The organism is Clostridium aciditolerans, assembly GCF_016316925.1.
Lineage (GTDB): Bacteria > Bacillota > Clostridia > Clostridiales > Clostridiaceae > Clostridium_AM > Clostridium_AM aciditolerans.
In genome coordinates, this window is the sequence record NZ_JAEEGB010000013.1 from 1 (window position 1) to 14,006 (window position 14,006).

The 14,006-nt window shown below is 32.7% G+C and carries 15 protein-coding genes and 1 pseudogene; 8 read left to right on the forward strand and 8 right to left on the reverse strand.

The features are described 5' to 3' along the window. Positions 1–193: 193 nt before the first annotated feature. From I6U51_RS11090 to I6U51_RS11105, 4 genes are all read right to left on the reverse strand, one after another. Positions 194–826, reverse strand: coding sequence for a CatB-related O-acetyltransferase (locus I6U51_RS11090; protein WP_211142717.1), 633 nt, complete (start codon positions 824–826; stop codon positions 194–196). Positions 827–1,282: 456 nt separating this feature from the next. Beyond that, positions 1,283–2,158 (reverse strand): AraC family transcriptional regulator, encoded by an 876-nt coding sequence (locus I6U51_RS11095; protein ID WP_211142718.1) that lies wholly within the window; start codon positions 2,156–2,158, stop codon positions 1,283–1,285. Positions 2,159–2,472: 314 nt separating this feature from the next. After that, positions 2,473–3,348, reverse strand: a complete 876-nt coding sequence (locus I6U51_RS11100; protein WP_246517269.1) for an alpha/beta hydrolase family protein — start codon at positions 3,346–3,348, stop codon at positions 2,473–2,475. Between the two features lie 52 nt (positions 3,349–3,400). Further along, positions 3,401–3,973: a TetR/AcrR family transcriptional regulator gene (locus I6U51_RS11105; protein ID WP_211142719.1), complete on the reverse strand. Its 573-nt coding sequence runs from the start codon at positions 3,971–3,973 to the stop codon at positions 3,401–3,403. Positions 3,974–4,260: 287 nt separating this feature from the next. Between I6U51_RS11105 and I6U51_RS11110 the strand changes: the two are divergent. The 3 genes and pseudogenes from I6U51_RS11110 to I6U51_RS11120 form a co-directional block, all read left to right on the forward strand. Beyond that, a pseudogene (locus tag I6U51_RS11110) lies at positions 4,261–4,350 on the forward strand (flavodoxin family protein); the annotation flags it as partial. 65 nt (positions 4,351–4,415) lie between these two features. Continuing rightward, the gene (locus I6U51_RS11115; RefSeq protein WP_211142720.1) at positions 4,416–5,633 is read left to right on the forward strand and encodes an MFS transporter; all 1,218 of its coding nucleotides are present in this window, start codon (positions 4,416–4,418) and stop codon (positions 5,631–5,633) included. Positions 5,634–5,816: 183 nt separating this feature from the next. Further along, positions 5,817–6,521 (forward strand): LbetaH domain-containing protein, encoded by a 705-nt coding sequence (locus I6U51_RS11120; protein ID WP_211142721.1) that lies wholly within the window; start codon positions 5,817–5,819, stop codon positions 6,519–6,521. Between the two features lie 406 nt (positions 6,522–6,927). Here I6U51_RS11120 and I6U51_RS24740 read toward each other — a convergent pair whose 3' ends face one another. From I6U51_RS24740 to I6U51_RS11135, 3 genes are all read right to left on the reverse strand, one after another. Next, complete coding sequence (locus I6U51_RS24740) at positions 6,928–7,131, reverse strand: hypothetical protein (protein ID WP_246517270.1); 204 nt, start codon at positions 7,129–7,131, stop codon at positions 6,928–6,930. A gap of 169 nt (positions 7,132–7,300) precedes the next feature. Further along, the gene (locus I6U51_RS11130) at positions 7,301–7,564 is read right to left on the reverse strand and encodes a GHKL domain-containing protein (protein WP_246517272.1); all 264 of its coding nucleotides are present in this window, start codon (positions 7,562–7,564) and stop codon (positions 7,301–7,303) included. Positions 7,565–7,848: 284 nt separating this feature from the next. Next, complete coding sequence (locus tag I6U51_RS11135) at positions 7,849–8,268, reverse strand: hypothetical protein (protein ID WP_211142722.1); 420 nt, start codon at positions 8,266–8,268, stop codon at positions 7,849–7,851. A 183-nt stretch (positions 8,269–8,451) separates the two neighbouring features. On the opposite strand from I6U51_RS11135, the gene I6U51_RS11140 reads away from it, so the two are divergent. The 4 genes from I6U51_RS11140 (at position 8,452) to I6U51_RS11155 (ending at position 11,827) form a co-directional block, all read left to right on the forward strand. Continuing rightward, positions 8,452–8,631: an H-type small acid-soluble spore protein gene (locus I6U51_RS11140; protein ID WP_211142723.1), complete on the forward strand. Its 180-nt coding sequence runs from the start codon at positions 8,452–8,454 to the stop codon at positions 8,629–8,631. 155 nt (positions 8,632–8,786) lie between these two features. Next, positions 8,787–9,260, forward strand: a complete 474-nt coding sequence (locus I6U51_RS11145; protein WP_211142724.1) for a MarR family transcriptional regulator — start codon at positions 8,787–8,789, stop codon at positions 9,258–9,260. 155 nt (positions 9,261–9,415) lie between these two features. Continuing rightward, complete coding sequence (locus tag I6U51_RS11150) at positions 9,416–10,651, forward strand: MFS transporter (protein ID WP_211142725.1); 1,236 nt, start codon at positions 9,416–9,418, stop codon at positions 10,649–10,651. A 180-nt stretch (positions 10,652–10,831) separates the two neighbouring features. Further along, positions 10,832–11,827 carry a metallophosphoesterase family protein gene (locus tag I6U51_RS11155; RefSeq protein WP_211142726.1) on the forward strand — a complete coding sequence of 332 codons (996 nt, stop codon included), beginning with the start codon at positions 10,832–10,834 and terminating at the stop codon, positions 11,825–11,827. Between the two features lies 1 nt (position 11,828). Here I6U51_RS11155 and I6U51_RS11160 read toward each other — a convergent pair whose 3' ends face one another. Continuing rightward, entirely contained in the window at positions 11,829–12,881 is a 1,053-nt protein-coding gene (locus tag I6U51_RS11160; protein ID WP_211142727.1) for an epoxyqueuosine reductase, read from the reverse strand. A gap of 126 nt (positions 12,882–13,007) precedes the next feature. On the opposite strand from I6U51_RS11160, the gene I6U51_RS11165 reads away from it, so the two are divergent. Continuing rightward, on the forward strand, positions 13,008–13,907 hold the full coding sequence (locus I6U51_RS11165; RefSeq protein ID WP_211142728.1) for a LysR family transcriptional regulator: 900 nt from the start codon (positions 13,008–13,010) through the stop codon (positions 13,905–13,907). Positions 13,908–14,006 lie beyond the last annotated feature (99 nt).

Consider the following 14,006-nt stretch of genomic DNA (forward strand, 5'->3'; position numbering starts at 1 on the left):
AATCTTCGATTTGGTGCGAATTGCTTTCACAGAGTGCAAGCAGAGAGCCCAAAATCTCCGATTTGGTGCGAATCGCTTTCACAGAGTGCGATGGGAGTATTAGAGCGGGTAAGTCATCGGGTAAAGAACCTGTATCTAAAAGTAGATGCAGGTTTGTTTGAATTACAAAATAAGAAAAATTAGTCACAAAACATTAAACTAATTTATCAATATTTCCTGATTGAATGTATTTAATATTTGCTTGAATTTTTTCGTATGGCCAATCCCACCACTTAATTTTTAGCAATTTAAAAATTACATCATCACTAAACCTTTTCTTTATAACTTTTGCAGGTATGCCTCCAACAATAGTATAAGGTGGAACATCATTAGTAACTATTGCTCTGATTCCAACAATTGCACCATCACCAATTTTCACACCTGACATAATTATAGCGTCATAACCTATCCACACATCATTTCCAATTACAATATCTCCCTTATTATCCCAAGCATCTGTTATATGGCTGACGTCTAAACCCCATTCCTCATAAAATATTGGAAATGTATAAGTAGATAGTGATTTCATTGTGTGATTTCCACTGGTCATGAGAAACTTTGCTTTACATGCAATTGAACAAAACTTCCCAATTATTAATTTATCATTGTTTATAGGATACTGATATAGTACATTATTTTTTTCAAAATCTCTTGGGTCATTGTAAAAGTCATTATATATTGTATAATCTCCAACTTTTATATTATCTCTTGTAATTGCATCTTTAAGATATATAGTTTGGTAATCATTACTTCTTGGATATATTTTGTTTGAATTTGGAATAGTCATGTTTAACTCTCTCCTTTGTATTATGTTGTTTTTGTGACTATCCCATTATTACAATACATTTCTTCATAGAATCACTCCTTAAATAATCCTTATTTTTTAATTTATGATTTATTATTCTATTTTCAAGAGCATATTTCTATTTATGTTGTATTTTTTTATGAATGTAACTTTATGTATTAATATAATTATATAAATTCTTCTAGTATAAATAAAGGAATTTTATTATAGCAATAAATAGTCCTACACTCTTTTAATCAAGAGTGTAGGACTATTTATTGCTATAATAATATGAAATATACGCATCAACTCAACTACACATTATGTTCATTTTGTTTAGTAAGACAAATTGGAATTTGAAAAGTTATTTCTTATCCTTTAGCTGTTTTAAAAAATCGAATTCTAAAATTATTCGTTTTTTCAATTACTACACTAAATAAGAATAATGTTTCTTAATTATTATTGCTTTTTTATAACCGGTATCCATATTTCGCTTTTAAAAGTTGGTGAAGTTACATCTTTATTCTCGTTCCATAAGATTTCTGGTCCTTTTGTTTGTTCATAGTTTGAAGATGGAAACCATTCAGAGTAGATGCGTCCCCAAACATTTTGCAGAGTATCTGGAAACGGACCTACAGCTTCAAATACAGCCCATGTTGTAGGAGAAACTTCAAGTTGTGATATATTATCTGGACACTCCTTTGTTGTTGCTACACCTATATAATGGTCAAGTTCTCCTTTTTCCTCCATTCGTCCTTCTGAAAAGTTTACAGACGCACTTATTAGTCCCATTGGCTCTATATTAGATAGTTTTTTGAGTTTATTAATAGTTTCAAATGTTAAACTTTCCCACATTGCAGCAATTTCTGGATTTACTCCATTGAAAATTATAGGTACTCTTTTCTTAATGCCAATTATGCGAAATGCTTCTTTTTCTTCAATTCTATAGTTCATTTCATTTCCTCCTTTAATTGATAATTGAAAAGTCATTCGTGGATAGGCTTTTAATGATTTACTATTGCACCGAGCCTCTGATGGTGTTATCCCATGCAAACTTTGAAATGCTCTTGTAAAAGAATCTGGTGACTTGTATCCATACTTAACAGCTAAATCAATTATCCTTATATTACTATTATTAAGTTCAAAGGCTGCAATAGTAAGACGTCTGTGACGAATGTACTCGGACAGTGAAACACCTGCAAGGAAAGAAAACATTCTTTGAAAATGATATTCTGAGCAAAATGCCAACCTTGCTACTTCTTTAAAATCAATTTCACCATCAAGATTCTCTTCAATATAATTTATTGCATCATTCATTCTTTTCAGCGAATCCATTTTGTGTCCTCCTCTCTCATCAATAGAATATCAGAAATTATATTTGTCTATCCGACTATTCCTGCACAATTATGTAGGATTAATTCATTACCATACATATAACAAATAAAAAACCTATTTAATGCTCATTATCTAACAATCATGATTTAATCCTTATAAAAATCATACCATGATATCTATACATTTCCACAGTTTTATAGAAAACATAAGAATTTTTAACACCGCATTATTTAATTTTCAAAGAGCATCGTTCGTATTTTCAATTTCAATAATTATGTCGCATTGTTATCATAATATGTCTATTTTCTCTTTAACTATAATTCACGCAATAAAAAATCTAAAATCTTTGTATTCATCTCATGATGAAAATCCTCACGATTAAAACCAGATGGATCTTGAGAAGGAAGAAATTCCACCTTAGTCATAGATTTTGGAAACGGACTTAAAAATGAGAAATGTCCAGCATTTTTCACATTTCTGTATATAATCTTCTTGTTATCATGAACTCCATCCAAAATAATTTGAGCATGAAAATTGGGAGTATATTCATCTTTTTCCGCAGTTAACATTAATATAGGAATATTAACTCCGTTCAGCGCTCCTTTCTCCATAAACCAAACTGATGCTGGAGCCAACAAAACCAGTGCTTTAACTCTATTATCATGCATTACACTGATTTGCTGAGGTTGTCCTTCTGGCGACTCATGAGGGAATGAAGTTGGCAAGCCTCCTGCCACTGCTAACGCTGTATACCCACCCATAGAATGTCCTATTATAGAAACAGAATCAGGTTTTAATAACTCTCCAAATTTTTTGCTATCGAAAAACCAATCGATAGCAGTACAAAGATGACGTGGTCTATTAATTAAATTTTTTACAGTTCCCTCCAATGAGTTGTTGTTCCTATTATTAAATGGGTGTTCAGGCATGCCGACTATAAAGCCATTGCAAGCCAAATGATGAGCAAGCGTTCGATACAGCAAATGTCCCCCACCGCTACCGTGAGATATTAATATTAAGGGGAATACACCTTCTTTGGGCTCGGAATTTATTGAGACATTCATGCTGTAGGGCCCCAGTTTTTCTGTTTTTCCAGGAGTGCATGTCGGATACATGATAGCCATCGGAAATGCTACGCCCATGTAATCATCAATAAGTTCAACCTCACAGTAACCAACAAAAGTATCCATTTTTCCCTCCATCAAAGTTTTCATATTTATTTCTTTCCCTTCCAATTCACTTCTACTCTATACCTTTAAATGCATAATTTATTATATTTTTTATAAAAGCCTCGTCTACCACGTCCCCTGTTATTAATAATCTATAAAACAATGGACCAAAAATTAAATCCGTAACTAATTCTATATCCAAATCTTCCTTTAGTTCTCCTCTTGAAATTCCACGCTCTAAAATATGTCGTGAATCAAGTCTGCGAGGCTTAAAATATATTTCGCGATAGGTTTCGGCTAGCTTTTGATCAGATTGACCTTCTGCTATTATCTCATTAATTACCTTCCCCTCTCGACTAATTAAAAATTTTGCTAAATTATTTACTTGAATTATCATATCATTAATAGTTGATCCTGTATCAGGTATTGGAAGTCTCACAACAGCAGCATCAAAAAAAGCATCCATAACAACAGCAGCTTTGTTGGACCACCATTTGTAAATAGTAGCTTTACTAACTCCAGCTCTTTCAGCAATCTTTTCAATTGTAACAGCTCCAAAACCACTTTCAAGCAATAAATCATATGCAGCGGAAAGAATGGCCTGCTTTGTTTTTTCGCTACGTGGACGTCCCAATTTTTTCTCCATCATAATTACCTCCATTGTATTTAATCTATAACAATATAATTAATAAACTATACGTATATTATACTATATATTTTTTCATTTTAAAGACAAAAAACCATTTACAAAACTGAACGTTTAGTATATTATATATTTATAAACTAAACGTTCAGTTTATTAATTCACTTAATTAGTGAAAGCTTGAATTACCGAGATACCTAATTGGTACAAGAACTACCCCCAGTTAAATCAATATCTACTATATTAGTAAAGTGTGTAAATATTATTAAATATATGAGGAGGAAAAATTAATGAAAGTTATAGTTTTTAACGGAAGTCCTAATAAGGAGGGTAATACTTATCATGGAATAAAAATAGTTGTTGAGGAATTAAAAAGAGAAGAAAAGATCTTTGCTAATTTTATTCGATAAAATATATTATTAAAGTCTAAGGGAGTGATTTATAAATGTATCCTTCAAATAATGCTGTTATAAAGACAAATTCATCAATAAATAATCTTGAAGCTAAACCTATATTGACTAATTTATTAATTTTAGTTATGTCCATAGCTTGTGGGCTTACTGTAGCAAATTTATATTATATCCAGCCCCTCTTAGCTGATATTGCCAAAACCTTTCATGTCAACGAATTGAGCATAGGCTTTGCAGCTATGCTTACACAAATAGGCTATGCAATTGGAATGATATTTATATTACCTTTGGGAGATATAAAAGAAAAGAGAAAATTGATTGTAATAATGCTTTTATGTTCAATAATCTCACTTATGAGTATGTTCTTCTCTTCAAATATACATGTTCTTATAATTTCTTCCTTTGCTATTGGATTTACTTCTATTATTCCTCAGCTTATTATCCCTTTAGCAGCACAACTATCAAATCCACAGCAAAGAGGACAAACTATTGGTACAATAATGAGCGGCTTGTTAATTGGAATATTACTTTCTCGTACAATCAGCGGCATCTTAGGCGGCTACTTTGGCTGGAGAACAGTTTATCTTATTGCAGCAATTATAATGTTTGCTCTCATGCTTATTCTTAGGAAGTTGCTGCCCTTATGCGCACCTATATCTGACATTAAATATACCGAGCTGTTAAAATCAATGATATATTTAATAAAAACTGAACCAATTTTAAGAGAAGCCTCTATTAATGGTGCTTTAATGTTTTCAGCTTTTAGTGCCTTTTGGACAGCCCTCATATTTTTACTTGAAAGTTCTCATTACAATATGGGAGCTGAAGCAGCAGGTTTGCTTGGATTAGTTGGTATTAGCGGTGCTCTTGCTGCCCCAGTAGTTGGAAAAGTAGCTGACAAAAGAGGTTCAAGATTTGCTATTGGCATATGTATAATCGTAGTTATAATTGCTTATTTAATCTTCTTTCTATTTGGCTTTAAAATTTGGGGACTTATTTTAGGAATTATTCTTCTAGATTTAGGAGTGCAATCCTGTAATGTTTCTAATCAAGCAAGAGTACATTCCTTAAATGAAAAAACACGTAATAGACTTAATACTATCTATATGGTCAGCTTCTTTCTCGGAGGAGCGCTAGGTTCCTTTTTAGGTTCCTATAGCTATTCTCATTTTGGATGGTATGGAGTTTGCACTTTTGGAATGGCAACTCAAATCCTAGCAATTATTCTACACAAGGTTGGAAAAAAAGCATAAAGTATATTTTTTATGAACTTATAAAAATAAATAGAGATATACCAAAATTAAAATTGTTCACTTAATTATACAACATAATCAATACTGATTCATAGAATATAGTATTGCTATTTAATCAATAAAAAAGTGCTAACCTGACTTAATAATATTACTACATAATAATAAATTATTAGGAGATATACTATGAATAAATATAAAATTATGAGGTATAATCCTGTAGGACCAACTAATATGTATTCATATTTTGTTACAAGTAATCCTCCTACGTCTTTTAATCCTATTAGCACATATCCTACTATTGATAAAACTGCTTTTATCGGTCCTTTTTCCAGCATTATTGGAGATGTCCGAATAAACAAAGAAGTATTCATTGGATGTAATGTTACAATTAGAGCTGATGAGGGCACACCATTTCATATTGGAAATAAAACTAATATACAGGATGGAGTAATTTTACATGGTTTAAAAAATATGAGATTTACTGTGAATGACAAACAATATTCTATCTATATAGGAAATGAAGTTAGTGCTGCTCATGGAGCTTTAATTCATGGACCATGCATTGTTGGAAATAATACTTTTGTCGGATTTAATGCTATTGTTTTCAATTCCATTGTAGAAGACGGTTGTTATATTGATTTAGGAGCTATTGTAACAAATGGAGTACGAATTCCTGCTAAAAGTTATATTCCAGTTGGAGCTGTAATAGATACTCAAGAAAAAGCTAATGCTCTAAAAAATATATCGGAAGCTAATGAGAATTTTAGCGAAAATGTAGTTAAAGCGAATATCGAGCTTTCACAAGCCTATTCTCTAAAATTTGGTGATACCAGATGTAGTTGTGGTCTTTGTTGTGATAGTAGCACTTTTAAGAATTTAGGAAATTAATAATATCACAAAGCCCTAATAATACAGTTATGTACTATTGAGGCTTTGTTTTCATTTGTATCAATATTATAATATATTCAGCTTACTCTAAACCAAGCTTAATAGGTCATTATTGATTTAAAAAATCCAAAGCAAATTGTACATGTAATGCTGTTCCATACTTTAGGTAATCTTCATCAATCTTGAATTTCTCATGGTGTGGAAAGTATTCTCATGTAAATCCCTTCTGAAATTTATTACGTACTCTTCAATAGACTTAGCCTTTTCTAATATATTTGACATTTTAACAAACTCCTTTCTTTTTCATATATTGACACTCTTATATAACTAGAAAACATAGGGCTCTAAGCTTGAAAAATAATACTAGGCAGCCTTCTTTTCCATATTCCCTTTGTTTATCTTTCTCTTAGGTACTAACAACCGCAGCCATTAAAGCACCTATGGCCATTGGCAAACGTGCTCCTATCTTAAGCATCACTTTTTCGCCTACACGAATTGTTGACACTATAGCAACTAAATAACCAATTGTTAACAGTCCACTTTGGAATGAACTTAATCCACGTGCTGTTTGAACATAAGGCGTTAGTATAAATAGACATCCTGCGCACATATTAAGTAAGAAATTTGAAGTTACAGCTGCATTATAGCCTTTGCTGCTGAATAATGATAAATCAACTAATGGAGCAGTATTTCTACGCTCTATAAATAGGAATAAAGCAAATAGAACTACAAAAGCAGCTATTAATGAAAGAATAGTAGGACTTACCCATCCTAACTGCCTACCACGAGTAACAACTACAGTAAATTTCAGTTAAGTTTATTTTTCGACCCTTAAAAGTATTTGCAACTGTAATATTTAAGTCATCATCAATTACCTCTACATAAATCTCCACTCTCTTATCCTCATTTGCCAAAGCTTCTTCTAATGCATTTTCTAGTATTATTCCTATAACTCTAGAAAACTCCAATTCAGATATATGAGATTCTTTTACCTCTCCTATAACTATTAGGCTGACATCTATGTTCTTTTTAATACTTAACATAATATAACATGAGAGCATAGATTTTAGAGGAACATAATTTACATCCTTTAAATTTAAAAATGCATCATAGCTCTTATCCCCTACTACTTCTCTATTTAATTCATCATTTATAATATAAAAAATTATAATAAGGATTTTCTATTGTATCAAAATTATAGTTTATGTATGGTGGAGGCGAAGCACACCCTTTGAAATCCACTACTCTTTCTAAATATAAAAATGCACCAACATTTGCTGGTGCTAATAAAAATTTTAAGACATTTTTAAAACCGGTTATCCTACTTCTAATTCTGTATACGAGGCGTAAATCCAGTTATAATTAATGTTGACCATTCACTACCTTCATTATCAATCCACTGGCATTCCACATCTAAAAATTTAAGCCATGCATTAAGTCCATAACTTTTTTTACTTATGTTAGGAGATTTTCTACCATGCTGTTCTTTTATAACCTCTAGCAATTCAATTTGCTCATCCTTACCTAACTCTTTATTTACTAATTCTAGTATTGCTTCTAAACATTCTGTATACGCTTTTCCATCCCCAAGATAAATTTCATCTGAATAAATTTGTCTTTCCTTATTTAAAACATCAATAATTTCATTAATTTCTTCTTTATTGGATAAGTAATACTTTGCTCTTCTTAAAGCTTCAATGTCTCCATCTAATTTGTTTACCTTCTTCTCTAAACTTTCTTTTATCATAAACATACTCTCTTTTCATATTTTGATTAGTCTTTATTAAATACCTTAATAAAGACTAATTAATTATACCAGTAATAATATATTATTGCTATTTATATTTGTATTTAAATTTCATAAGAATATTTTATTAGTTTAATGTAAAAATTATGATTGTCTAAAAAATAATAAGTGGAGGTTATTATCATGAATACAATACGTGCAAAAGAAATTGCTTCATCAACAATTATGGCTGATGTAACACATAATGGAACACGAATTTACATCGAAAGTGTAAACGACAATGAAGGGACTGCTAAAATACATCCTCTAAACAACCCTAAAAGTGAACAAGAGGTGTCTTTAAGTGACCTAATGGAACATTAAATAACAAGGCAACTATTTTCATAAAAAATGGTTGCCTTTAGACTCTCTTTTTTCACGTATAGCTCAATTCCTAAAATAATTTTTTAACATTGTTGAAATAGAAACAAAAATTTAATATACTATTGTTAATGCATCAACGGTTGGGAGGACAGGCCATGAACAAAGAAGAACAGGTCATAATGGGTTTCAGGGACTTATACAACAAGATGGCTTGGCTTAATAAGCTTAAGATGGAAGACAGTCTTAAAGGTTATAAGTCTTCTGAAGTACATTGCATCGAATACATTGGAAAAAATGTAGATTCCAACGTGACAAAACTTGCGGAGTCCTTTTATATGACTACCGGTGCCATAACTAAATTAACTAAGAAGCTCATAAAAAAAGGCATTATCGAAAGCTACCAGAAGCCGAATAACAAGAAAGAAATCTATTTTCGCTTGACTTCGCAAGGGAAAATAATTTATAAAATCCATGAGGAACTGCACAAAGAGTTTCAAGAGCGGGATAAAGCCGTATTTGAGCAGGTAACCGAGGAACAATTTGACAGTATGCTTAGCTTCGTAGAAAAGTATAGTAGTCATTTGGATGCAGAAATAAAGAAACTGGGTGTAGATATTAAGTCGGAATAAATTTGAATAATGAAAATGAAACCACAGGCAGCCAACTCTATTGAGAACAGGCTGCATTTTTATTGTTATTATTTTGTTGACAAGGAAGCAAAATAATGATACGATGATTTTGCTTCCAAGGAAGCGAAATCATAACTTTTAAGAGGAGAATTTAAATGTTCATATTTAAATCACTCAATGAACAGAACACAGAACAAACCGTAGATAAACACGCTTTAATATTCGGTCTTATCTCCGTGTTTCTTTGCGGAATAGGCTTCAGTATCATAGCACCTGTTGTCCCATTCTTAGTACAGCCTTATACAAGCAATCCGGGAGAACAAGCTATAGTTGTTACGCTGCTGACCTCTGTTTATGCAGTCTGCGTGTTTTTTGCGGCCCCTGGACTTGGTGCTTTGAGCGACAAATATGGCCGTCGTCCAGTACTCTTAGTATGCCTTTTGGGTTCCTCAATCGGGTACTTAGTTTTTGGCATAGGAGGAGCTCTATGGGTACTATTTGCTGGACGCATAATAGATGGTATAACAGGCGGAACTATAAGCACTATCTTCGCATATTTTGCAGACATCATTCCTCCTAAGCAGCGAACCAAATACTTTGGATGGGTGAGTGCGGTTGTAGGTGTAGGCACCATCATTGGTCCAACTCTAGGCGGATTACTTGCCAAGTTTGGTTATTCTGTACCCATGTATTTTGGAGCAATAATAACTTTATTGAATGTTGTTTATGGAATCTTTTTTATGCCTGAGAGCCTTGCCAAGAATAATAGACTGAAAGAGATTACCTTTGTAAGACTGAATCCATTTACACAGCTTGCAAACGTACTTTCCATGAAAAACTTAAAAAGGTTACTTGTCTCAGCGTTCTTACTTTGGATACCAAACGGATCTTTACAGGCAGTTTTTTCACAATTTACAATGGATACTTTCAGTTGGAAACCTGCACTAATCGGACTTATGTTTTCAATTATGGGCTTCCAAGACATCATTTCACAAGGTTTCATAATGCCAAAGCTTTTGATAAAACTTAGTGATGCACAAATAGCAATTCTTGGAATGGTTTCGGAGATTTTAGGCTACAGTCTTATTGCAGCATCAGCTTTGTTCTCATTCTATCCTATTCTTATCGCTGGAATGTTTATATTTGGTTTTGGTGATTCGATTTTTGGGCCTTCATTCAATGGGATGCTCTCCAAGTCTGTCGATTCTAGTGAACAAGGAAGGATTCAAGGAGGTAGCCAATCTATTCAGGCTTTAGCAAGAATGATTGGGCCTATCATTGGAGGTCAAATCTATGTATCACTTGGACATGCTGCACCCGCTTTTATGGGTATGATCCTTATAGCAGCGGCAATACCAGTTTTGTATAAGGGTACGCATGTAAATATGTAAACTACCTACTTTCTTTAGGCAACTATTTTCATAAAAAATGGTTGCCTTGTATATCCTTTGAATCAAGTGCCCTTACTAAGACATCTATTGCTTTTTCGATTAATGATACCATTTCAAATCAAACAGCATATATTGAATTGAAAGCTCAATAGCTACAAAGTTACTAGAAGGTGATAATAAATGAAACCCAATCCACCCAAATTAATAACTAACCTACTATCATTAGTCCACTGCAATGTTCTCTTTAAAATAATCTATAGAAACAATTCACCGCTGCCCAAGCATCCTTTAAAGTTTGACACATCAGGAAAATTTAAAATTGTTCAGTTTGCTGATATTCAGGATGGTCCTGATACAGATCCACGAACTCTTGAGCTCATGAGCAGAATTTTGGACAAAGAAAAACCCAATCTTGTGGTTTTAACAGGAGATAACATCGATGGAAAGTGTAAAACAACAGCAGATGTTAAAAAGGCAATAACTAATATTGCAGGACCTATGGAAGCGAGAAATATTCCGTGGGCTATTGTCTTTGGAAATCACGATGATGAGCATTTAATGATGAGCAAAGAAGAGATGATGAATTTTTACATGACCTTTAATTATAACATCAGTCAAATTGGCTTTAAGACAGGAAGCAGAATAGGAAACTATAATTTACTTATACAAGGGGCATCCTCGCAGGCTCCAGAATTTAATATTTATTTGCTAGATTCAGGAAAATATTGCACCTTAGGCATCTATGACTATATAACCTGTTCGGAAATTTGCTGGTATAAAACTATAGCAAAGAAACTTAAAAAGCAGTATAAAAAAGTAATACCTGCTATAATGTTTTTTCATATACCGCTTCAGGAATTCCATACTGCATATAAAACGGGCTATGTCGATGGCCTACGACTTGAGCATGAAGGTGCCTCTTTAATCAATACCGGCATGTTCCATGCTATTGTCAACACAGGTGATGTCAAGGGCATTTTTGTTGGTCATGATCATAGTAACACCTACACGGCTATCCTTGATGGTGTATTGCTTGGTTATGCAGGAAATACAGGCTATGCAACTTATGGTAATCCTAAACTGCAAAGGGGTGCTCGTGTTTTTGAGATAAATGAAAGCAACCCTTCAGTTATTAATACTCACATGATATTCTCAGGTGACGTTGGTTTGAATTAACTTAACTTGTCCCTGGTTTATGAGGAAGCAGATTCAGTTTTTGAATTGCCCACTCCGCCATTTCTCTTACCTTTGCATTACTATCCTTACAGGCATAAAAAATATATTCCCTATACTGTTCCTTATAGTCATTCACCATTGCGTTGATAGCATTAGTCTTCCATCTCCAAACATTATGTTTTTCTATATACCAAAACTTAGGTTGCATTACATTCTCTAAAAATGTATAGTCCATTTTAAGGATTTTTTCTAGGGATATATGCTTACTTAATTCAGATAAACCAGGGAATTCTTCTGTAGCATTCCAAGCTCCTTTGTTCATAGGGCAAACATTTTGACAAACATCGCACCCAAAGACCCAACCACCCATCTCATCATTAAATTTTTCATGTGGCAAATCCCAACCTTCAAAGGTGGTAAGACAAGAGACACATGAGGAGCGGTTCATAGTATAAGGCTCAGATAAAGAAGATGTTGGACAGGATTTAATACACAGGTTACATTTTTCAGGACATTTCTTCAACTTTGGTATCTCAACAGATTCCAGCTCTTTATCTATGAGCCATGCCTCTAAATGCACCCATGAACCGGAGTCCGTATAGAAGAAATTATTTTTACGTACTATTCCAAGTCCAGCTTTTAATGCGGCCCATCGCAGCGCAGTAATTCCAAATTTTCTTTCGGTAGCGGTTTTAATCCCCAGTTCTTGCATATATGCTTCAAATTTCAAACTGTCTTGAAAATCTTCGGAGTTCTCATCTCTTCTGCTATCTACTAAATAATATTTAGCAATCAAACCTTCCAAGTGGTCAGGAATATGATATTTTCCGTATTGTCTTGCACAGATAACAATTGATTTTGCCCAAGGATATGTATCTTGCAAGTGGGCAAAAGGATAAAATCCTTCATAATATGGCTTAGTAGCTGGAATACGCTCAATTCTTTCATTTAGTTTTTCCTCATAGCCGGACATATCAGATATTTTAATAATGCCGCACTTTTCATATCCCATGCTAAGTGCTGTATTTTTTATTTGTTCTGCCAATAAATTCATTTCTTATACACCCCTTCCATAAACTTATACTATCAAACAACTATATATTTGTAAAATTGATATATTCGAATTGACAATTCATTTTTATCAATATATCATTTTAATATAGAGATTGGAGTGAAACAAATGGATATTAGACACTTTAAAACATTTAAAAGTATTATAGAAGAAGGTAATTTTTCAAATGCCGCAGTGAAACTGGGATACACTCAGTCTACTGTTACATCTCAAATTCAACAATTAGAACAGGAGCTCTCAATCAAACTATTTGAAAAAATCGGCCGTAATATGGTGTTAACGTCCTTAGGAAAAGAATTGATACCTTATGCAAATGAATTACTTGATATGGTAAAAAAAATAGAGAGTATTGGTAAGTATGGTGATAAGATTACTGGAGAATTGAAGATTGCAGTTCCAGAATCCTTGATGTCTTATAAATTACAGAAGGTGCTCGCCTTATTTAAAGAAAAAGCTCCTAATGTAAAACTTTCTATCATTACACTTAATTGTTTTGCTATAAGAAATATCTTATCAATGGGTGAAGTAGACATTGGCTTAATGTACAATGTGGTCACTCAAAATGATAATTTGACTACTATTCAATTGGCAGATTTCAATTTGGCTTTAGTATGTTCACCTTTGTTTCAGCAAGATAAATTAGATCTTTGCAAACCAAACCAAGAAATAAATACAAGTCTTATTATTAATGAAGTTGAATCTATTTATCGAAAAATACTTGAAAGTTACTTTCATGACAACAATATAAAATTAAATAACACAATTGAACTTTGGAGTATTGAAGCCATAAAAAAATGTGTTGCAAGTAATTTAGGAATCTCTTTCTTGCCACGTTTTACAGTAGAAGAAGAACTTGAAAGTGGTAAGTTGAAAGAACTTAAGGTAGGCTGCTCTGATAGCAAGATTACAGCAATATGCGCTTATCATAAGAATAAATGGATTAGTCCTGCAATGTCTTTGTTTATGGAGTTAGTGAGAGATAACTTTAATATTGTTGACAATTTTTAATACATAACATTTGGTTATAAAGCTATTGTTAGTCTCTGTAAATTCAATACAGCATATTATGGTTTTTTATAAACATAGTTTAAGGAGAGGCATTACTTT